Annotated in this window: 15 protein-coding genes and 1 pseudogene; 8 read left to right on the top strand and 8 right to left on the bottom strand. The window is 44.5% G+C overall.

Going from position 1 to position 20,648, the window contains the following annotated elements; all coding sequences use genetic code 11:
* The 3 genes and pseudogenes from MC7420_RS39150 to MC7420_RS04060 form a co-directional block, all read left to right on the top strand.
* A pseudogene (locus MC7420_RS39150) lies at positions 1–899 on the top strand (RNA-guided endonuclease InsQ/TnpB family protein); the annotation flags it as partial.
* 211 nt (positions 900–1,110) lie between these two features.
* Entirely contained in the window at positions 1,111–1,338 is a 228-nt protein-coding gene (locus MC7420_RS04065; protein WP_006098625.1) for a helix-turn-helix domain-containing protein, read from the top strand.
* 2 nt (positions 1,339–1,340) lie between these two features.
* Positions 1,341–2,024, top strand: coding sequence for a hypothetical protein (locus tag MC7420_RS04060; protein WP_044204812.1), 684 nt, complete (start codon positions 1,341–1,343; stop codon positions 2,022–2,024).
* On the opposite strand, the gene MC7420_RS04055 is transcribed toward MC7420_RS04060, so the two are convergent.
* Complete coding sequence (locus tag MC7420_RS04055; protein ID WP_052307423.1) at positions 2,019–3,995, bottom strand: N-6 DNA methylase; 1,977 nt, start codon at positions 3,993–3,995, stop codon at positions 2,019–2,021. The genes MC7420_RS04060 and MC7420_RS04055 overlap by 6 nt on opposite strands.
* 307 nt (positions 3,996–4,302) lie before the next feature.
* Positions 4,303–5,370, bottom strand: a complete 1,068-nt coding sequence (murG, locus tag MC7420_RS04050; protein ID WP_006098465.1) for an undecaprenyldiphospho-muramoylpentapeptide beta-N-acetylglucosaminyltransferase — start codon at positions 5,368–5,370, stop codon at positions 4,303–4,305.
* Between murG and MC7420_RS04045 the strand changes: the two genes are divergently transcribed.
* Both MC7420_RS04045 and MC7420_RS04040 read left to right on the top strand, forming a co-directional pair.
* A complete protein-coding gene (locus tag MC7420_RS04045; RefSeq protein ID WP_232231629.1) occupies positions 5,360–6,442 on the top strand; it encodes a YybH family protein in 1,083 nt (360 codons plus the stop codon). The two genes, murG and MC7420_RS04045, sit on opposite strands and share 11 nt — an antisense overlap.
* A gap of 264 nt (positions 6,443–6,706) precedes the next feature.
* Entirely contained in the window at positions 6,707–8,185 is a 1,479-nt protein-coding gene (locus tag MC7420_RS04040) for a CoA-acylating methylmalonate-semialdehyde dehydrogenase (protein WP_006098496.1), read from the top strand.
* A gap of 513 nt (positions 8,186–8,698) precedes the next feature.
* On the opposite strand, the gene MC7420_RS04035 is transcribed toward MC7420_RS04040, so the two are convergent.
* On the bottom strand, positions 8,699–9,613 hold the full coding sequence (locus MC7420_RS04035; RefSeq protein ID WP_006098685.1) for a hypothetical protein: 915 nt from the start codon (positions 9,611–9,613) through the stop codon (positions 8,699–8,701).
* Positions 9,614–9,900: 287 nt separating this feature from the next.
* On the opposite strand from MC7420_RS04035, the gene MC7420_RS04030 reads away from it, so the two are divergent.
* Both MC7420_RS04030 and MC7420_RS04025 read left to right on the top strand, forming a co-directional pair.
* Positions 9,901–10,728: a hypothetical protein gene (locus MC7420_RS04030; protein WP_006098486.1), complete on the top strand. Its 828-nt coding sequence runs from the start codon at positions 9,901–9,903 to the stop codon at positions 10,726–10,728.
* A 134-nt stretch (positions 10,729–10,862) separates the two neighbouring features.
* Positions 10,863–11,618 (top strand): hypothetical protein, encoded by a 756-nt coding sequence (locus MC7420_RS04025; protein WP_006098546.1) that lies wholly within the window; start codon positions 10,863–10,865, stop codon positions 11,616–11,618.
* A gap of 191 nt (positions 11,619–11,809) precedes the next feature.
* On the opposite strand, the gene MC7420_RS04020 is transcribed toward MC7420_RS04025, so the two are convergent.
* From MC7420_RS04020 to MC7420_RS04010, 3 genes are all read right to left on the bottom strand, one after another.
* On the bottom strand, positions 11,810–12,916 hold the full coding sequence (locus tag MC7420_RS04020; protein WP_006098704.1) for an alpha-hydroxy acid oxidase: 1,107 nt from the start codon (positions 12,914–12,916) through the stop codon (positions 11,810–11,812).
* A gap of 87 nt (positions 12,917–13,003) precedes the next feature.
* The gene (locus MC7420_RS04015) at positions 13,004–14,830 is read right to left on the bottom strand and encodes a serine/threonine-protein kinase (protein ID WP_006098656.1); all 1,827 of its coding nucleotides are present in this window, start codon (positions 14,828–14,830) and stop codon (positions 13,004–13,006) included.
* Between the two features lie 287 nt (positions 14,831–15,117).
* Entirely contained in the window at positions 15,118–15,561 is a 444-nt protein-coding gene (locus MC7420_RS04010; protein WP_044205004.1) for a retroviral-like aspartic protease family protein, read from the bottom strand.
* A gap of 123 nt (positions 15,562–15,684) precedes the next feature.
* Between MC7420_RS04010 and MC7420_RS37785 the strand changes: the two genes are divergently transcribed.
* Positions 15,685–15,984 carry a hypothetical protein gene (locus tag MC7420_RS37785; RefSeq protein ID WP_044204805.1) on the top strand — a complete coding sequence of 100 codons (300 nt, stop codon included), beginning with the start codon at positions 15,685–15,687 and terminating at the stop codon, positions 15,982–15,984.
* A 162-nt stretch (positions 15,985–16,146) separates the two neighbouring features.
* Here the strand turns inward: MC7420_RS37785 and MC7420_RS04000 are convergent, their stop codons facing one another.
* Both MC7420_RS04000 and MC7420_RS03995 read right to left on the bottom strand, forming a co-directional pair.
* Positions 16,147–16,545 (bottom strand): DoxX family protein, encoded by a 399-nt coding sequence (locus MC7420_RS04000; protein ID WP_006098577.1) that lies wholly within the window; start codon positions 16,543–16,545, stop codon positions 16,147–16,149.
* A gap of 747 nt (positions 16,546–17,292) precedes the next feature.
* Entirely contained in the window at positions 17,293–20,640 is a 3,348-nt protein-coding gene (locus MC7420_RS03995; protein WP_006098456.1) for a leucine-rich repeat domain-containing protein, read from the bottom strand.
* Between the last annotated feature and the right edge of the window lie 8 nt (positions 20,641–20,648).

Genomic DNA, 20,648 nt, shown 5'->3' with positions numbered 1-20,648 from the left:
GAAGACAAGCAATTTCTTAATGAAGTGAGCTGTGTACCATTGCAGCAGGGATTGAGGAACTTGCAAAAAGCGTTTACCAATTTCTGGGCAGGTCGTGCTAAATACCCCAACTTCAAAAAGAAGCGGAATGGTGGTAGTGCTGAGTTTACTCGTTCTGCCTTTAAGTGGAAGGATGGGCAATTGTGGTTGGCAAAATGTTGTGAACCTCTGCCAATTCGCTGGAGTCGTACCCTTCCAGAAAACTGTGAACCCTCTACGGTTACAGTAAGGTTGGATGCTTCTGGGCGATGGTTTGTCTCTCTGTTGGTTGACGCTTCGGCTCCGCTCAGCGTCAACACCGAGCGGAGCCGAGGTGTTGAGGAGCATACTGTCAAACTGCTATCTCAACTTGATAAAGCGATTGGGATTGATGCAGGTATTACCTCCTTGATTGCAACCGCCAAGATTTCCTTCACAAGCTGACGACTCGATTGGTACGCGAAAATCAAACGATTGCTGTCGAAGATTTGGCGGTGAAGAGCATGATGAAAAACCATAAGTTGGCTCAAGCGATTGCTGATGCAAGCTGGAGTGAACTGGTTCGTCAGTTGGAATACAAGTGCCAGTGGTACGGTAGGACACTGGTTAAGATTGACCGATGGTTTCCCAGTTCTAAGCGTTGTGGACACTGTGGTCACATTGTTGATAAATTGCCGCTTGATGTCAGGGAATGGGATTGTCCAGAGTGTGGAACCCACCATGACCGAGACATTAATGCCGCAAATAATATTCTCGCCGCAGGGCTTGCGGTGATAGTCTGTGGAGCGAACATAAGACCTGATGGGCATAAGTCCAAGGGGCAGTTGCGAAAAACCTCTCTCGCTAGTCGAAGGGGAAAGAAGCAGAAACCTAAATCGTGAGGTTTAGGAATCCCTCGTCTCCGGCGAGGGAGGATGTCAATAAAGAGCTATTTGTCGCCAGACATGACACTAAATGTTTAATGGGTGACATTTAACTGTTTAATGGACAATAACCAGTGAATTGCACACCCTCAAGCGCTACTTATAGTCTGTAGACTCTTAGTCATCACCACCCGATTATTAGCGTCAGCAATCCTTAGCAGAGGTAATGATGACACTTCGCGAAAAGTTTGGTGCTGATGTGAGGGCTAGGCGTGAAGAATTAGGCTTTTCCCAGGAGCAGCTAGCCGAGTTAGCGGGTATGCATCGAACTTACGTTGGAAGTATTGAAAGAGGTGAACGAAATATTTCCTTAGAAAATATAGTCAAGCTCTGCGAGGCTTTGCAAATCAAGCCCAGTTCTCTGATGGGTTCATTGGATGAATTCGTAAACCTCTAGATATGATTGAGTTCTGTTTGAAATCACTTAATAGCCGATCTAGGTTTGCGCCAATTGCTAATCATCGCTGTCATCGTGAAAAAGGACATGATGGAAAGTGCTTAGAATATCCCTATTTGAAAGACCTTCAAAAAAGATACAAAAAAATTGCCGATAAAATTAAGCGTGATTCAACTAATACGACAGGTGCATCATGGGCAAGCGATGATGCTGGACCAAATAGGATTTTACGCTGGGCTATGCTCCTATCTGATGAAGAATTACTGAACTATGAGTTAGACATGAGCAAACTTAGACCGGGTATTGTGGCTAAACTGAGAGAAAAAGCAGCCACTTATGAGGATTGTATGCAGGTTGCCATGAAATTAACATGGCTAGTTTATCAAATGCCCGATTCTCCCACACCTCCAGATGACATACAAAGATATTTAGAAAAAGTTTTTAAAGAAATGACTCCAGGTTCGACTAAGTGTGAAGTTTGCTTACTGCCTATTTCATTTAATTTATTCTCAACAGCACAAAGAGGGAAAGCTGCGATAGAAACATGCCACAAAAATCCAAGAGTTCACAATGCCGATAATGTAGGTTTTGCCCATAGAGAATGTAATATCGCTCAGGGAGCTAAGACTTTGGATGAATTCTACGCTTGGATTGAAGGCATTTTAGATAGAGCTAGGTGCTTATAGTTCTGGTTCGGGTGTGTGGAATTTTTGAAGTTCAGACAATATAGATGCCCTAGCTGAAAGGAGACGCTCAAAATTGCTGATCTCAGTGATCCACTCCTCTGTTTGAGTTGGAATGAATATTTGCAACTGCCCTAATCTTTTTCCAATGCTTCCCAGCGTTGATTGAATAAAGGTTAAACTCCTCATTTGCTGAAGTATCAAAGGCATGTTAAGGATATACAGTAGTTCATAACTGTTAAAGGGTGCTTGAGTCGTAACTGTAATAATTTTAAAGTGACTTTGAATAACACTTTTGATGTTATTGGAATGAAGAATTGCTGTACGTCCAATTCGGTATCTTCCGTCTACAACCAGCAATATGTCACCCGTTTTAAGTTTTTGGTATTTAGCGTATTTTTGAAAAATTTCCTCGCTAACAGCGTTAGTCGGATCTACAGAGACTTCCCAATTCGCAATGTCAGACGTTCTAATAAAGGGAATGTTGCCAGTTCCATAGGCTTGAGAGCCGACTTCATGCCCTTTCCTAATAGCAATATAGCCACTTTTAATAAGCTCATCAAAGGATGCCAAATCAGCATGCATCTCAAAAGCTTTTTTTTGAATACTTTTACTTAAAGAAGCATCATAAAATCTTGGTACCCAATAATAGGGATTATTGACTTCACAATTCGACCAATATTTAGAACTATTGTTATCCTTGAATTCGTGAGCAATGGTAATAAAATCGTCGGGATATTTTTGTCCATTTTCTAGGGTTACCCGTCCTCGACGATCATGACCGCAATGCAAAGCGACTGCAATAGGAACTTTAATAGGATATCTAGTTTTATTGTGAGATTTATCCTTAAACTTTTGAAAAAAAAGAACATTGGTTTTTGTATCTGTCCCAGGTTGAAATGTTGTACGAGGGCAGTCCAGAAGAGCTGTGATAATACCCTCTTGATGAAGATAGTCCCAAATGTATCCAGTTTGCTTGTTACCGAAAACCCCTTCGGGTAATACGATTCCTAAAACTCCACCTGGCTTAAGGATTTTTACACATAATTCAATGAACAAAATTTGTGGATCTTGATTTTTACGAACTTTGTCACTTTTAATCCAAGAATTCTCAGTAGATGAAAAGTACCAGTGATGACCCAGATCATATTGTTCCAGAATACTTTCTCTAGTGACTCCAATTTTTGCCCCAAATGGAGGATTTGTTAAAACTACATCTGCATCAAATATTTTAGAGCTAAATCCAGAAGCAATTAAATGATTTATGTCGAGTGAATCCGTTGTAAATACTGAGTAGTTATTGGGTGCAATAATTTCTAGAGTAGCTGTTGCAAGTCTGGAGATATCTTTATCCTTATCTAGACCAACTAACGAATAGTGATTATCTGGCAAGAGTGTTTCACCTGTAGTCTCGATCCAATAATTGTAACTTTCTGATAGGAAGCTGCCCGTGCCACAAGCCGGATCGACAACTTTACTATATGGCTTCGGGTCGGCAATGCTTACCATTGTTTTCACTAAGCTTCTAGGAGTAAAAAACTGCCCTTTATCTCCTCTCAGCTTTGGCCCGATAAGGGCTTGAAAAGCCTCACCAATAATATAGGAAGGCGACTCAACTAAATTAATATCTGATAAAACTTTGAAACTGCTTTTAATTGATGAATCTCCAAGACTAAATCTGTCAGATTCATCCATGGCGGATGGATAGTTCTTCCGAAGTTCTGGTAAAAGCAACTCGTTCGCTGTACCTTTACCCTCCATATAACTATCTAATATATTGGTAACGTTTCCTTTGTCAATTAGTAGTTTACAAAGAAGAATTTTTGATATGTCCTCAATGATACGTTCAGCACGGCTAGATGAGCTATTAGAATAGAGATGGTAGTAAAGCTTCTTAAAGGTCAAATAATAGCTATCTTTGTCAGAGTCGAAAGAGAAAAGCAAAATTTGCTCATATTTTACCGCTTTTGCCATTTGTACTACCTGCAACTCCCCAATGAACACTATGAGTATATTCGCACAATGTGTTGTATGCAAGCAATAGGCTGTGAAGCGTGCGGCATCAAGAAACTATACAGTGACGAATATGCTGTTGATCAGTAGTCGGATAAAAGTAAACGGTACGCTGATTAACTTTTGTAAAAGTACGCGATCGCTAAATTAAATATAGAACGATGAACCTCAAGCCATCCCCACCCACTCTCGATCGCCTCCTTGACTGCCTATTGCCTTTCCCCACCACAAGACTTATTCAGCAGCCCCTAATTATCTGAAATTTCCCTTATTTTTTCTCCACAAGCTGACGCATCAACGTGGCTAATTGTTCTGCACTATCCGTCACCGCTAACGATGCCGCTTTTTCTGCCATTTGCTGGAGAATTTCTGGAGATTTGAGCAAATAGGATACCTTACTTTCGAGTAATTCGGGACTGAGTTCAGATTGCGGAAAAACCAGAGCCGCCCCTTTTTGGGCAAAACTAGCCGCATTAAAGCTTTGGTGATCTTCTGCGGCGTAAGGATAAGGAATTAAAATAGCAGGGGTTCCGGTTATCGCCAGTTCGGTTAACGAACCCGCACCCGCCCGACTAATGGCTAAATTCGCCCGTTGCAGTAGCGCTGCCATGTTGTTATAAAATGGCAGTCCAATATAGTGAGGATGCTCTAAGGTGGAAGCCTCTGGGTCTTTTTCTCCGGTTAAATGGACTATCCAAGCGCCCATTTCAAACCAACTCTTGGCGCATTGACGCACGAGTTGATTCACACTCACCGCCCCTTGGGAACCGCCAACCACGACAATTAACGGCACATCATCAGGAATCGGTAAGTCTAACGGCTGAGGCTTATAGAAATCAGCCCGAACCGGTGTACCCACGGTGACGGTTTGGGCTTTGGGTAAATACTTGGAGGCGGCGTCAAATCCGAGCGCCACCTGATCACAGAAGGGACTCAGCCAACGGGTGACTTTTCCGGGAATGGCGTTGGATTCATGTAAAATGACAGGCAATCCCTGTAACCGTGCTGCGATGATCGCAGGTCCGGCAATATAACCGCCTGTGGTAAACAGAGCATCAAATTGCCGAGTTTGGATCAGTCGCTGCACTTGTCGGATGGAACCCACGAGACGCCCAAAAACGCGAACCGTATTGAGTCCCAAGGGTTTCTGAAAGCCTTCAACCGATATCGTGTGCAGGGGATAGTGTTGGGGAATCACCGCTTGTTCCACACGGTTCGGTACGCCCAGCCACTCAATTTGGTACTCTGGTAACTGTTGAGCTAACGCCAGCGCCGGAAATAAGTGTCCTCCTGTGCCACTGGCAGCAATCAATAAGCGAATTGGAGTGTCAGCCAAGGTCGTTGTTCCTCCTAAAGGCGACTCTTATGTCGAGTTAAAATCGAAAATTGGCAGTAAATTGGCGAATATACCATCTTATCTGTCCAATTGGAAGCCAATTTCTTTATATAAACTATTTCCTACGATGCCCCTAATGCACAATCCGGTCAATATGTTTCGTCGCGTTTCCCGTTCCTTGAGCGTACTTTTCACGGGATATAGAAAACCTCTCTCCAAACCTCTATCCTTCAAGGAGAGAGGCTTTGACTTCTCCCCAGGGTGTGAAAAGTCAGGTTCCTTGAGCGCGAAAACCAAGGCGTATTCCCTGAACGGGTCAATGATTTTGCTCTTCGCCCTGGGTTTAACCCTGGGATGGGCAACGGCAGCAAAAGCCGAAGATCCCGCAACCGCCCCACCTCAGCTTAAAGAACTCCTGGCGCAAATCGATGCAGCCGCAAATCGCCGGGATGTGGAGGGTGTGATGCAGTTCTATAGCCAGGATTTCAAACATTCTGACGGTTTGACTCACGCCCAGATGGAGGAAGCCCTGAAGCAACTGTGGGAACGCTATCCTCAATTGACGTATCGCACCGAGTTACAGTCTTGGGAAAATCAAGGGGATGGGATTGTGGCGGAGACAGTCACCACCGTAACCGGAACTCAGCCCAACAACGGTACAATGGTGAAACTCGAATCCATGTTGCGATCGCGCCAACGTTACGAAAATCAACAAATCGTCTCCTCGGAAATATTGGCAGAACGTTCCCAACTAACCTCTGGCGTCAATCCTCCCAACCTGCAAGTGATTTTACCAGAACAGGTGCGTATTGGTCAGTCGTTTAACTTTGATGCGATCGTCCAAGAACCCCTGGGAGATAATCTACTATTGGGAACAGCCTTAGAAGAACCGATTAGTCGCGATCGCTACAGCCAACCCAGTGACTTGGAATTGGATTTACTATCCGCAGGCGGAATTTTTAAAGTAGGACGAGCGCCCTTAACACCCCAGGATCGCTGGATTTCAGCCGTTTTGATTCGCGGTGATGGGATGACGATGATTACTCGACGCTTAAATGTGGTTGATCGGTAATTTGTCTTATGTCATTTGTCATTTGTCATTCGTCATTTGTCATTCGTCATTTGTCATTCGTCATTTGTCATTCGTCATTTGTCATTCGTCATTCGTCATTTGTACAGTCGGGGCGGGCGCGAGTTACATCTTGGTGTAACCGAAAAGATAGTAGTGAAAGTGAGCCCCTACATAATCTCCCTTATCTCCCTCATCTTCCCCATCTCCCAGACGTAGCATGCTACGTCTCTACAACCCTAACTCCCCCATTTTGGAGAACTAACGGTGCATCTCAAAAATCTGTTACCGAACTATATCAATGGCAAATGGTGTCCCTCCAGCGCCACGGAATCGCTTCAGGTGGTTAATCCGGCTACGGTTGATGTTTTAGCCCAAGTCCCTTTATCGCCTCAAGAAGATGTAGATACGGCGGTGGAGGCGGCGGCGGTTGCTTTCTCCGATTGGCGGCGGATTCCTCCACCAACCCGAGTCCAATATCTGTTTAAACTTAAGGTTTTATTAGACGAGAATTTGGACGAATTAGCCCGCACAATTACCCTGGAATGCGGTAAAACCCTAAAGGAATCAAAAGCTGAATTACGACGGGCAATTGAAAATGTGGAAGTCGCCTGTGGGATTCCGATGCTGATGCAGGGGTATAACCTGGAAGATGTTGCCCGGGGGATTGATGAAATCATGATTCGTCAACCTGTGGGAGTAACAGCGATTATTTCGCCGTTCAATTTTCCGGGTATGATTCCCTTTTGGTTTCTACCTTATGCGATCGCCTGTGGGAATACCTGTATTGTTAAACCTTCGGAAAAAGTTCCGTTGACGATGCAAAAGGTGTTTGAGTTATTAGAAGCGACGGGATTACCGAAAGGGGTAGTCAATTTGGTGAATGGGGCAAAAACCGTCGTGGATGCGATTTTAGAACATCCCAAAATTCGCGCCATTAGTTTTGTCGGATCATCCCCGGTGGCACAGTATGTATACAGCAAAGGCGCTGCTCACGGTAAGCGGGTGCAATGTCAGGGTGGGGCGAAAAATCCCCTGATTGTTCTCCCGGATGCAGATATGGAAATGACCACTCGAATTGCTGCCGATAGTGCCTTTGGCTGTGCGGGACAACGGTGTCTGGCGGCGTCTGTGGCGGTTACTGTGGGGGAAGCACGGCATAGTTTTACCGATGCGATCGCGTCTGCGGCTCAAACTCGTGTCGTCGGCTATGGGTTGGATGAAGGGGTAGAAATGGGACCGGTGATTAGCCGTGACAGTCAAACCCGGATTGAGGGATTGATTCAACAGGGTGCTGATGAAGGTGCAAAGGTATTAGTAGACGGGCGCAAGGTGAAGATTTCCGGGTATGAGCAAGGGAATTTTATTCGACCCACAATTCTGGAAAATGTCAACCCCGACAGTTCTCTATCTCAAACGGAAATATTTGGTCCGGTGTTGAGTTTAATGCATCTGGACACTATTGAAGACGCGATCGCATTAGTCAACGGGGGTCAATGGGGAAATATGGCGTGTTTATTTACCAGCAGTGGTGCCGCCGCGCGACAGTTTCGGTATGAAGCCGAAGCGGGGAATATTGGCATTAATATTGGCGTAGCCGCACCGATGGCATTCTTTCCCTTTAGTGGTTGGAAAAATAGTTTTTATGGCGATTTACATGGACAGGGGCGACAAGCTGTGGAGTTTTTTACTCAAACAAAAGTGGTGGTAGAACGCTGGTTTAAAGATTGGTCACGTCAGTTTTAAAGGAACCTTAAATTAATCATTATCGAACTCTATGTTAAACCGCCTTGGGTTTAAACCCAAGGCTAAAAGCTCAAGTCAGCTAAAGCTGACTGGGAGTTACAGCGCTCTTCTAGTTGATGTCTAGCTTTCTGTTGTTGGAGTTTTGCCCAAAGAATTTCGCGACCTGGTTTTGGCGGCATTGTGGCAACACGATCTGCATGTTCACGATTACGCTCCTGCCAATACCGTCGATTTTCTTCAGCCTGTTTCAGGACAATTTGATACTCGGTTTCAACTTCAAGGCGATTTGCTTCAATATAGGATAAGGCAGCGTTAATTTGCTCATCTGTCAGATGAAGTAGAGAGCAGATAAACTTTGGCGGATATTGAGCCGAGTAGCTAAAGTGTTGATTGCGTCAAAGCAGTTGGTGAATTGTAGGGGCAGGTTTAGGGACTAAATTCAGATATCTACCAATAAATGTTCAACAAAACCCGCCCTCTCCACTGGTTATCAATGCCTTGAAAAATAAGGGACTAAAACATTCCGTCAAAACCCAAAACCGATGAACCCATATTTTCATCATCGGTTCCTAATATAATTCCTCCGGCTGTACCCGGTACGAGTTCAATCGCTTCTACTTTGTGATAATTTAAACGATAAATAGGAACCAATGCCTGATTTTGACGAAATACGATAAGATTATCCTGTAAACTCAAACCACCCGCCACGTAAACGGCAGACTGGAAGGGTCCATCGTTACCCTTATCGGAAGCCGAGGTAATGTAAACAATTCCAGCCGAATCAACCTTGAGATCAGAAATATGGCGAACATTATCCACTGGAAACGGGACGGTTAAAGGGGCTGAACCTTGAGGCGTAATCTCATTAGTTTTCAAGTCCAAAAATCCCCAGTACAGGACTCCGGGTTCTTCATTGTTACCCCGATGCGCCCAAACTGCGAGCAGCTTATCCTCAATTTTTTGCAAAGCAAATCCTTCTAGGTTAGTTCCTTCCGGCAAATTGGGCAAATTAAATACATTTACAACAGACACATTCTGAGAATTGCCATTGAGCCGGAAATGATAGACTGTTCCCGAACTGGTTAACGCCATAAATGTGGGTTCTGATTGTCCAGGAACAGCCGTGAGTGCTTCTAAATCTACAGGTAAAGGTTGTTTTGACCAGTTGATTGGACTATATTCAGGGGCTTGTTCGCCTGTAATCCTGATCATCGCCAGACGCCCTTCCCCTACCCCTTTATTGTCATGAACAATTAGAAACGAAGTGGAATCCTCTTGCTGTTCGAGGAGTGCCATGCCACTAATCCCAAACAGGATACTACCACGCACCGGACGCCAGGGTTGTGCCTGAACGGGTTTGGCAAATGACGTAACCGTTAGGGTAACGCCTAAAATGACAGTTAGAGCTAGGGTGTTAAGTGTTTGCATTCCGATCATTATGGCAGAAATCAATCACCCGCTCAATCTTCCCTGTGCCTACCCTGAAAAGGAATAACCGCTCAAGCTTCCGGAATACTCTGCAATTAGTCAGAGGGAAAAAGTCACTCTCTTGATAGATTCACAAAGGGCTGTTTAGAGCGAATGTAGATTAGTGCAATAAGTAAAACGCTAAAACTAACGTTTTACAACGCCTCCATCTAACCGTCAACAAGTTAGATGGTTGGGTTTGTTGCGATGATAAGCAGCGATTTTCGTTCTAGAAATAGGAATAATACATGTTGAATCAAGGAGACTCCGTCCCCTTATGGACTAAACGAACAGGGACTTACTTAGGCGCGATCGCATTCGCTCTAGTCGCTTTGCTGCTTCCTGGCTGCACGACGGGTAACGAGGAAATTCAGGAGGGAAAAACTAACGTTACCACCGAGGACGTTGCTGAAAATACCGAAGACATCATCGGGAAACAGGTCACAATTAGAAACACAGTCGAACAAAAAGTGGGTGACTTTGGCTATGTCGTGCAGGCGGAGGAGTTGGGCGGTGAATCTATTCTAATCCTGGATGTTACAGAATCTTCCTTCCAGCTTCCAGAGGATCAAGAGATGCCGATTCAAGTAACGGGTGAAGTCGCGCAATTGGTAATTGCTGAGATCGAAAGCGACTATGGTTTAGAGTTAGGTGACGAATATGCAGAGTATGAAGACAAACCTGTTATTATCGCTGAATCCCTCGCCCTGGCTCCGACTACTGAAGACTTAGCGGAAGCACCTACAGGCTATTTCGACAAAGTTATTGCTGTCGAGGGTGATGTTAGAGATATTTACTCTCCCGGTTCATTCTCTCTATTTGAAGATGGTTGGGTAGATGATATCGGAGTTTTAGTGATTGGTGTCAATCGCAATCTTAAAGCTGAGGATAGCGTTGTTCAAGAAGGCGAAAGAGTCACCGTGACAGGTGTAGCGCGTCAGTTTGACCCGAAGCTGTTGCAGGATTCTGACCTCGGTTGGGACGCAGAAAAGATTAAGGAGTTTGGGTCTAGATATACAGACAGACCCGTTATCGTAGCCGAAGATATTTTTCCTTCTGCTGTCGATAACAAATAATAAGTTTGTTCTGAAGGATGAAGTGTGACATTAGTTTATCTACCTTTGCCTTCATGGGGACGGCTTTTAGTCAAAACCAAAACAAAGGGCTGAATCAAGCCTAACGTTGTTTAATTTATTCAAAGGAAACAATAATGTTAGAAAAAGAAAAATTTGTCCCCGAAACCCGTGACTACAAACGTGTTGTTGGTATTTTCCCCAAGCGCGAAGATCTGCAAGATACGATCCAAGCACTCAAAGATGCGAATTTTGATATGGAGAGAGTCTCTCTCCTAGCGCGGAATATCGAAGACGTGGAAGGTGCCAAGGAAATTACCGAAAGACAAGGGAATGAAGCCAAAGAAGGAGCAGGTATAGGCGCGACTACAGGGACTCTTCTTGGTGGTGTTGGTGGCTTCTTGATTGGCGTCGGTGTACTGGCGATTCCTGGTGTTGGTCCAATCCTCGCCGCCGGAGCCGAGATAGGGGCGTTAGGATCAACCTTAGCCGGAGCCGGAGTTGGTGCAGCAGCAGGCGGTATTATTGGCGCTTTGATTGGTCTGGGTATTCCGGAAGAGAAAGCCAAGGTGTACAATGAGCGCGTCAAAGCTGGCGACTATTTGTTGATGGTTAGCGGCAGTGAAGAGAAAGTAGAACATGCTGCCTCAATTATGCGCGATCGCCATGCGGAAGAATTAGAAATCTTTGAGGCGCCTGAGCAGGTTGAACATGAGCATGAAGAAGACGTTCACCTGAAAGAAAAACATGTAGAAACACATGTAGAACAAAAGCCTGTGTCAACGGCTAAGCAGCCAAGAACAAATCATCGAGAAGTTGTTCAAGCTCATGATCTAGAAGGCGATAAAGATCCAGAAGTCGTTATCGTTGATAAGCGCAAAAAAGTTCGATAAGTTGGCTCAATAGTCTTACCAACCTAACCCCCAACCCCTTCCCTACCAGGGAAGGGGAATAACTTTGTCTGTTGACATCCTCCCTGGCGTGAACGCACAGGGATTCCTCACCACGCCACCTTTTTAGGGGTGGTCGCTGAATGGGGGTCATGCATTTAAATTGGGTATAGGTAGTGAGCAAGATGCTCACACTACAAGGATTGCGTGAGTAAACTTTGATCAATATCCTGTACCTTGGCACAACCACTCAATGCCATTGCCACATCCAACTCATCCCGCAACAATTCCAAGACATGCTGTACGCCCGCTTCTCCCGCCACGGCTAATCCCCACAATACCGGACGCCCCACTAACACCGCTTTCGCCCCTAATGCTAAGGCTTTAAGGACATCTGTGCCACGGCGAATCCCTCCATCCATAAGCACATCGACTTGATCACCTACAGCCGTAACCACTTCCGAAAGAGCATCAATTGACGCGATCGCACTATCTAATTGTCTACCGCCATGATTGGAGACAATCACGGCTTTTGCCCCATGTTCCACCGCCCGCAGTGCATCATCCCCCCGTAAAATTCCTTTAACAATAATTGGTAGTTTTGTCAAGGACTGCAACCATTCCAAATCCTGCCATGTCAAGCTGGGGTCAAGCTGTTGGACAAAATAGGCAAATAACCCGGATTCGCCGACTGTTTCCGGAATATCGCGATGGACTAAATTTGCCAACTGCATCCCCAGGGGTAAGGTAAACTGATTGCGTTTATCCTTTTCTCGACACCCTAAAACAGGCGCATCGACGGTGAGACAGAGGGCGCTATACCCCGCCGCTTCCGCCCGTTCAACTAAGTTTTGAGTCAAAGCGCGATCGCGATGCACATAGAGTTGAAACCATAATGGAGAATGACTATCTGTCTGAGAGTCTGACTGTACCTGTTTGGATGTCAATGCCACCTCTTCTAACGGTTGAGTGGACATGGTACTCAATACCATCGCTGAACCCACGTTAGCCGCTACCTTTGCTGTCACGATTTCCCCTTCTGGATGGGCTAAACATTGAAATGCCGTCGGCGCAATTAGAATGGGTAGGGAGAGAGATTGCCCTAAAACCGTTGTACTTAAATCTCGCTGACTGACATCAACTAACATGCGGGGAAGAAGTTTGAATTTCTCAAACGCTGTCCGATTATCGCGTAAGGTTACTTCATCCCAAGCGCCACTGGCGTAATAATCTAGCGCCATGCGAGATAACTGCTGATGGGCTAATGATTCGTACTCGAAAAGGTTGATGGGTTGAGTCATATTATAAGGGAACAGGTAGATGAGGAACACCTCGACTTCGCTCGGTGTGTCAGATAGGGGAGATTATGTAGGGGCGGGTTTCACTACTTACCAAACACGCCAAATTTTAATCGTTTTATCACAACTCCCACTTGCCAAAGTTTGTCCATCGGGGCTAAATGCCACAACTTGAACGATGTCCGTATGTCCTTCGAGAGTACAGCATTCTTGTCCAGTTGCAACATCCCAAATTTTAATCCTGTTATCACCACCGCAACTGGCGAGGAGACGCCCATCGGGACTAAAGGCGAGGGAACGCACTTGGGGAAAATTCCCTTGAATTAGGGCGGTTTGAGTCAGAGTGCGAATATCCCATAACCGAATCGTCGCGTCTGAACTGCCACTAGCTAGAATCATACTATCAGGACTAAACGCGATCGCATCAACGGAATTGATATGTCCGGCTAGAGTCCCCAGCCTTTGCCAGTGGGGAACATACCACAGTTTAATGGTTCGATACCCACTTCCACTCGCCAAGATTTGTCCATCGGGACTAAAGGCGACACAATTAAATCCACTGGAGCGACTGGATAAAACCTGTATCGTTTTCAACGTTTGACTCTGACAAATCCGAATTTTGTTATCTCTACCGCAACTTACCAAAAGACGTTTCTTCGGGTTAAATGCGACTGAATCAACGCCACCGTTATGACTTTTGACACTAACCCGTTGTTTCCCAGTTTTTACCTGCCATAATCTGAGGGTTTCATCCCGACTTCCACTGACTAGATATTTTCCATCCGGGCTAAATGCCAGACAAGTTATCTCCTTACTATGGTTCCCAGAAAACCAGCCACCAAATGTACGAATTTCCCATGCCATACTCACTTGCCACAGTTTAATGGTTTTATCAACACTACCACTCGCCAGACTTTTTTTATCGGGGCTGAAGGTTATAGTGGAGATTCTATCCGAATGACCCCGAATTGTATTGATAAGCGAAGCATTAACGTTTAGGGGTTGCGATGAAATAGTTGGTTGAATCGTTACCTTATTTGTTCCCAAGTGATGGAAATATTGGAGAACTTGCTCAACTGATTGATGTCGCTGTTTCATCACCGGATCAATCATTTTGTCCAGCAGTCCAGCCAAGTTATGACTAATTGGATTATTGACTAAATACTGTCGCCAGATAAACCCACTTTCTAGCGGTTCATATAAATCAAAGGGCTGCATCTGGGTTAACAAGTGAATGCAAGTAACGCCCAAACTATAGATATCGCTAGCAAAGACAGCTTTACCAAAGGTTTGTTCAGGTGCAGCATATCCAGCAGAACCAATGGTTGTCCCGGTTTTTGCTAATATTGTCCAAGTAGCATATTTCGCCGCCCCAAAATCGACGAGAACTAATTTATTATCGCGACGCCGCCGGATAATATTCTCAGGTTTAATATCTCGATGAATGACATTACCTTGATGAATAAATTGCAGTACGGGAAGTAAATCACTCAGCAGAGAGCAAATCTGCTTTTCAGAAAAAGCACCGAGTTGGGATAACTCTTGATTCAGATTCTGTCCATCGATGAATTCCTGGACAATGTACTGACAAGTATCTTGCTCAAAATAGGCTAAAAATGCCGGGATTTGGGGATGGTTGCCTAATTCTTTTAAGCGTTCGGCTTCTTGGTGAAATAATTGGGCAGCTTTCGGGGAATTGTTTTGTCCTTGGGGATAAAATTGTTTGATGGCGCAGTAAGGTTTTGAGGGTTGGGATTCATCCTCGGCTAACAGGGTTCTACCCAATCCTCCAGCACCTAGAAGCCGAAGCGGACGATATCGTTCTGCTAGGATAAGTTTTGTGCCACAGGTTTGGCAAAATTTTTGAGTTGTTGAGTTTTCAGGGTTGGGGCAGTTTGGATTAATACAGTAGCTCAAGGGTATAAAGGGTGGGGGGAATTAACTTTCATTGGTCATTGGTCATTGGTCATTTGTCATTTGTCATTCGTCGTAACGGATAAACTGTTTGGCATTTAAACCTTAATGTCAATAATAATACAATCCTTGTAGTGCGTTTAGCGAAGCCATGCCGCAGGCTTTGCATCTTGCTCGCTACCCATTCCCAATTTAAATGCGTGACAGCTTATTAAGTCCCTAAGTAGGTTGGGTTGAGCGAAGTCGAAACCCAACGGATGTTTTAAAGCTTGTTCAATTAATTATAGAACCTACAAAATTGTCAAATAGGTATCTGTTGGACTGATGGGTAACGGCTTCAAGGTTTGATTTTGCACATCTATGTCTAAACCCAATGCTTCTAACGGTATCACGCCCAAAAGCGCATCTGCACCACCGGGTAATTCCAAACACTCAAAGGTTCCTTCTCTACCAAAGATAGATAGGGTAGCATCTCGAAAAATTCGGGCTTTGCCAATACCCATGGCTGTCGCAACATCGACTTCTTTGAGAATTTTTAGTCCCAGTGAAGCAATTGCATCTGATGGCAAACACAAAGTCGTGGCTCCTGTGTCTACCAATACATTTTCCAGCGTGAGTGACCGAATTTGTTCAGGTGCAATTGTTCCATCTTCTGCCCGAATTTGGTCAGCTCGGTTAATAATTGTCAATTGGGTGAAAACTTTTCCCATTGTGTTTTGGCTTTGAATTGACATAATTGTATCCTCCTGAAAAATTGGAGAGATTTCCTCCATACATTGTAATAAATATTGAAGTGCGATCGCGGATTTTTTCTCATCAGTTAATAACCGATAATTTGTCATACATTTAAATTTGGTATGAGTAGCGATAAATTTGGTATGAGTAGCGATAAATTCGGCATGAGTAGCGATAAATTCGGTATGAATAGCGGTGAATTCGGTATGAGTAGCGATAAATTCGGTATGAGTAGCGATAAATTCGGCATGAGTAGCGATAAATTCGGTATGAGTAGCGATAAATTTGGTATGAGTAGCGATAAATTCGGTATGAGTAGCGATAAATTCGGTATGAGTAGCGAGCAAGATGCAAAGCCTGCGGCATGGCTTCGCTTAACGCACTACAAGGGAGCATCCCAATTTGGCACGTTGGCTCTTTGAATGGGGCTGAAACCCTTACAATTGCGTTATTTGAGGTAATGCTTTGTCCAAAACGGGATGCTCCCCACTACAAGGAATTCGCTATTATTTTATTAAGGTTGAAATGCTGAACAGGTTGCACCTCCTTTCTATTCCCCAGCTTATGCTAATCAAATGACCAAGCTATTTCGCCGACTGCATAGAAGAGGATTCGCTGCGCTCATCCAAACTAATCTCACCTGCACCAAATGCAACAACCATTAATAATCCGCCCATTAAGCCTAAATTCTTGAAAAAGGCATTTTCTTCTTCAGGAAACTGGGTGTGAAAAATTAAGGTAGCGGGAATTAAAAAGCCAATCAATAATAAAGCTCCCCAACGGGCTTTGTAACCGAATAAAACTGAGAGTCCGCCACCCACTAATATAATAATCGTAGGAATGAGAACGATACCCGCCAAAGGAATTCCGCTAGCAGCCATATACTCTTGAGTGCCAGCGAAACCGAAAATTTTACTAATCCCCGATTTGATAAAAATAACGGAGAGAAAAATCCGAGCAACTAAAGGGAGGTACTTTTGCATAGCGGTTCCTGTGTTGATGGATAACTGTTCTACTCTTCAGGGTACAAGGTTCTGGAAGTCTAGAGACGCCTAGCCTAAGGGTAGCAGTTACGGGAGTGCGATCGCGCTTTAGCTTCCAGGGTACGCTAAGATGCATGGCAATGCCTGATTTTCCCTTAGACACCCAAACCCTGGACATATCGTAGGGTGGGTTGAGCGAAGTCGAAATCCACCAGCCCTCAGTCAGCACCATTCATCCTCAGATAAGTACCTGGACATAAATTCTGATTGATAATGAGTAAAATTAGAGTCGCTATGTCCAAAATGTTTTGGATAAACTGCGTGGTGATGATCGTACTCAATCAGCAGTTCAGGCGTTTCGTTCGCGGTTGATGTAGTGTCAGAATCTGGACAGATGCTTTAAGCTGTCATGTATTTAAATTGAGTATTAGTAGCGAGCAAGATGCAAAGTTCAAAACCAGGCAAAATAGCGAGCGAGACGCAAAGCCTGCGGCATGGCTTCGCTTAACGCACTACGGCGATTCTATGAAAGCCTTTTGCCTTTTGTCTCCTCCCACCACAACACTTATACCAAGTTGCAGTCTAAGGTAGAATTTGTCATGCTGAGCGAAGTCCTGAGCGAAGCGAAGGAACAGTAGCGAAGCATCTGTCCAGATTCTAAAGCTCGTTCCTCGCTATAGCTGCGCTTCACGCTTCGCTCAGAATGACATGATAGAACGCAACTCGGTATTATTCAACAATCCCAACTTAAGGGGCAGAAGGAAGCTGGAGTTCAATGCCTAATTTATCCCCTAAATCTATGGCGTTATTGGCAAAGTCGGTTATTCCGGCAACTGGGGTGGCAATGGTTGCACCAATCGTTGCTAAGGCAATCAAACGCTTTCTCAAACGGGTTAAATTAGGTTGATTTTCAGGTTTATTAATTTCTTCTTCTACATCATCAATGTCAACAATGATATCATCTTGTATTTCCTGGGGAAATTGCGCGGCTGTTTGGCGCATAGAGGTGATGAGTTGTAATAGTTCAGTGGTATTAGCGCCACTGGTTTGGTTACAGTTGGATGCTGTAAATTGAGCATAATTCTCTTGACCTTGGTTGACTAAGTTAGCAATATTTGCGTTTTGATTATGATTACTATTGGTAATGTTAGACATGGAGCTGTAATCTCTTGGTTGGTTATTGTTGTAGATGTTGATATGGAAACGATCTCTCGATTCTTCCACCCCTAGCAATTCCATCTTAGCTAAATCGCGATGATCGCTCTTTCTCCGGTTTTGCCGCAATTCGAGTGGTTCATAGCCATCTAGCAGTTGACGTAAATTGACTGTAGTCCGCAGTTTACCAATGGGATAGTCTATTTCTCCCATGGCTTCAAGTCCCAGGAGTTCTTGATAGTCAAGGGGTGGATGGTCAGGATAGTTAGGAACAGGCACCCACTCACTGATTTCGGGGTTGGCAAAGCTGCTGTGAATTTTGTTGAATACGTCGCGAATCATTAATAGAAACGAGCGCCGGGTCGTTTCACGACCACTAATGGAGATGAAGATTTTCTTATCTTCCGAATCAGCTTTGACGCGGGCAATATTGTAGGTTTCGTTCCCTTCGCTGTATGCTAGCATCACCCCACTGCGCCAGTAAATCTGGTTGTGGATTTTGTCGTGGGTGAGAACGATGAAGCGAGACATTATACTTTCGGGCAAAACACGGTAGTGATATTGAAACTCCAACGTATCCCCTTCGAGCTTTGTGTCTTCGGGTTCATCTTTGGGTAAGAGTCCTGGGATGAGGAAGGTGGAGGAGTGACAATCGGGAATCTCAAAGCAAAGCTGAAATTCTTTCATCAGCTCTGTGAGGTAATGATGACGGTTTGCAGGATAACGCTGCGAATCAAGGACACGGCTGAGGTCATCGTAAGTGAGGATGCCTTTAGTTTCAGTTTTGAGGATTTTATCGCTGAGTAGAGCATAGATACCTTGAGTTACCCAATCGGGGTTAAGAACATTGGTGGATTGGAGGATAGGATGGTCGCGGAAACTGAGGACTAAACCAAGCCGATGGAGCAGGTCGATGAGTTGTTCCTGGTTGTGTTCTTCAGAAATAGTGTTCCGCTCACAGATACAGGCGTATTTGTTGTAGGAGATAAAGTCCTCCTCCATTGTTTCCAGGTGTTCTTTAACCTCAAACCAGGAGAGGGGCAGGAGGTCATACACTTCTTTGAGTTGACCGACTTCGCGGGTAATGGCTTGACGAAGTTCATCAATGCCGTCATCTTCACTGATTGGGCAGGAGGTCTCAATAATCGCTTTGATGTTGGGATATTTTTCGCGTAATGCTCTACGGTTGATGTCGAGGGGTTGTTCGTCTTTTTTGTTGCCGACAATGATCACAGGCGATTGACCGCCAAAGCTATCAATCAGTTTGAGCCAATATTCGATGCGATTCTCCTCTTCACTGGTGCGGCAGTTACACACCAAAAGATAGAGACTACGTTTAGTCAGAAAGAATTGGTGGGTAGCGTGGTAAATCTCTTGCCCGCCAAAGTCCCAAACATTGAGGCGCACATCTTTGCTGTTGACATGAATAGTCCAGGTTGTGACGTTAAGCCCATCGGTTTGAGATTGATTGGGGTCGAAGGTGTTGTCAATCAGACGCTTAATTAGAGAGGTTTTGCCAACGCTGCCCTGACCAATCAAAAGTAACTTGGCTTCATTCAGGGGAAGCACATTTCCACTACGGAGCTGGCGACAATAGTTGAATATTTTTTCAATAGATCCTGGCTCTTGATGATATGGTGAACCCAAAATTTCTGGTGAAATAGGCAACGGATTTTGCCGCAAATCTAATTCCTTGAGATTAGGCAATTCTTCTAGCCAATCAGGAATTTCCGTGATTTTATTGCCAAACAGGTCAAGCTGTGTCAGATTGACTAATTGACTAATCGATTCGGGAACCTGGGTTAGTTGATTGTCAGACAGGTTTAGCCATGTCAGATTGACTAATTGACTAATTGACTCAGGAACCTGAGTTAGTTTATTGATAGACAGGTTAAGCTGTGTCAGATTGACTAATTGACTAATCGACTCAGAAACCTGGGTTAGTTGATTGCTAGACAGGTCAAGCTGTGTCAGATTGACTAATTGACTAATCGACTCGGAAACCTGGGTTAGTTGATTGCTAGACAGGTCAAGCTGTGTCAGATTGACTAATTGACTAATCGACTCGGAAACCTGGGTTAGTTGATTGTCAGACAGGGAAAGCTGTGTCAGATTGACTAATTGACTAATTGACTCAGGAACCTGAGTTAGTTTATTGCCAGACAGGGAAAGCTGTGTCAGATTGACTAATTGACTAATCGACTCAGAAACCTGGGTTAGTTTATTGCCAGACAGGGAAAGCTGTGTCAGATTGACTAATTGACTAATCGACTCAGAAACCTGGGTTAGTTGATTGTATGAAAGGTTAAGCTGTGTCAGATTGACTAATTGACTAATTGACTCAGGAACCTGAGTTAGTTTATTGACAGACAGGTCAAGCTGTGTCAGATTGACTAATTGACTAATCGACTCAGGAACCTGGGTTAGTTGATTGTATGAGAGGTTAAGCTGTGTCAGATTGACTAATTGACTAATCGACTCGGGAACCTGGGTTAGTTGATTTCTAGACAGGGAAAGCTGTGTCAGATTGACTAATTGACTAATCGACTCAGGAAACTGGGTTAGTTGATTGCCAGACAGGGAAAGCTGTGTCAGATTGACTAATTGACTAATCGATTCGGAAACCTGGGTTAGTTGATTGCCAGACAGGTTAAGCTTTGTCAGATTGACTAATTGACTAATCGATTCGGGAACCTGGGTTAGTTGATTGACAGACAGGTTAAGCTTTGTCAGATTGACTAATTGAGTAATCGACTCAGGAACCTGGGTTAGTTGATTATGAGACAGGTCAAGCTGTGTCAGATTGACTAATTGACTAATCGATTCGGGAACCTGGGTTAGTTGATTGACAGACAGGTCAAGCTCGGTCAGATTGACTAATTGACTAATCGACTCGGGAACCTGGGTTAGTTGATTGCCAGACAGGTTAAGCTGTGTCAAATTGACTA

This window comes from Coleofasciculus chthonoplastes PCC 7420, assembly GCF_000155555.1.
GTDB lineage: Bacteria > Cyanobacteriota > Cyanobacteriia > Cyanobacteriales > Coleofasciculaceae > Coleofasciculus > Coleofasciculus chthonoplastes_A.
The sequence above is the reverse complement of the archived record's forward strand: the minus strand, read 5'-3'. Positions and strand labels throughout refer to the sequence as shown.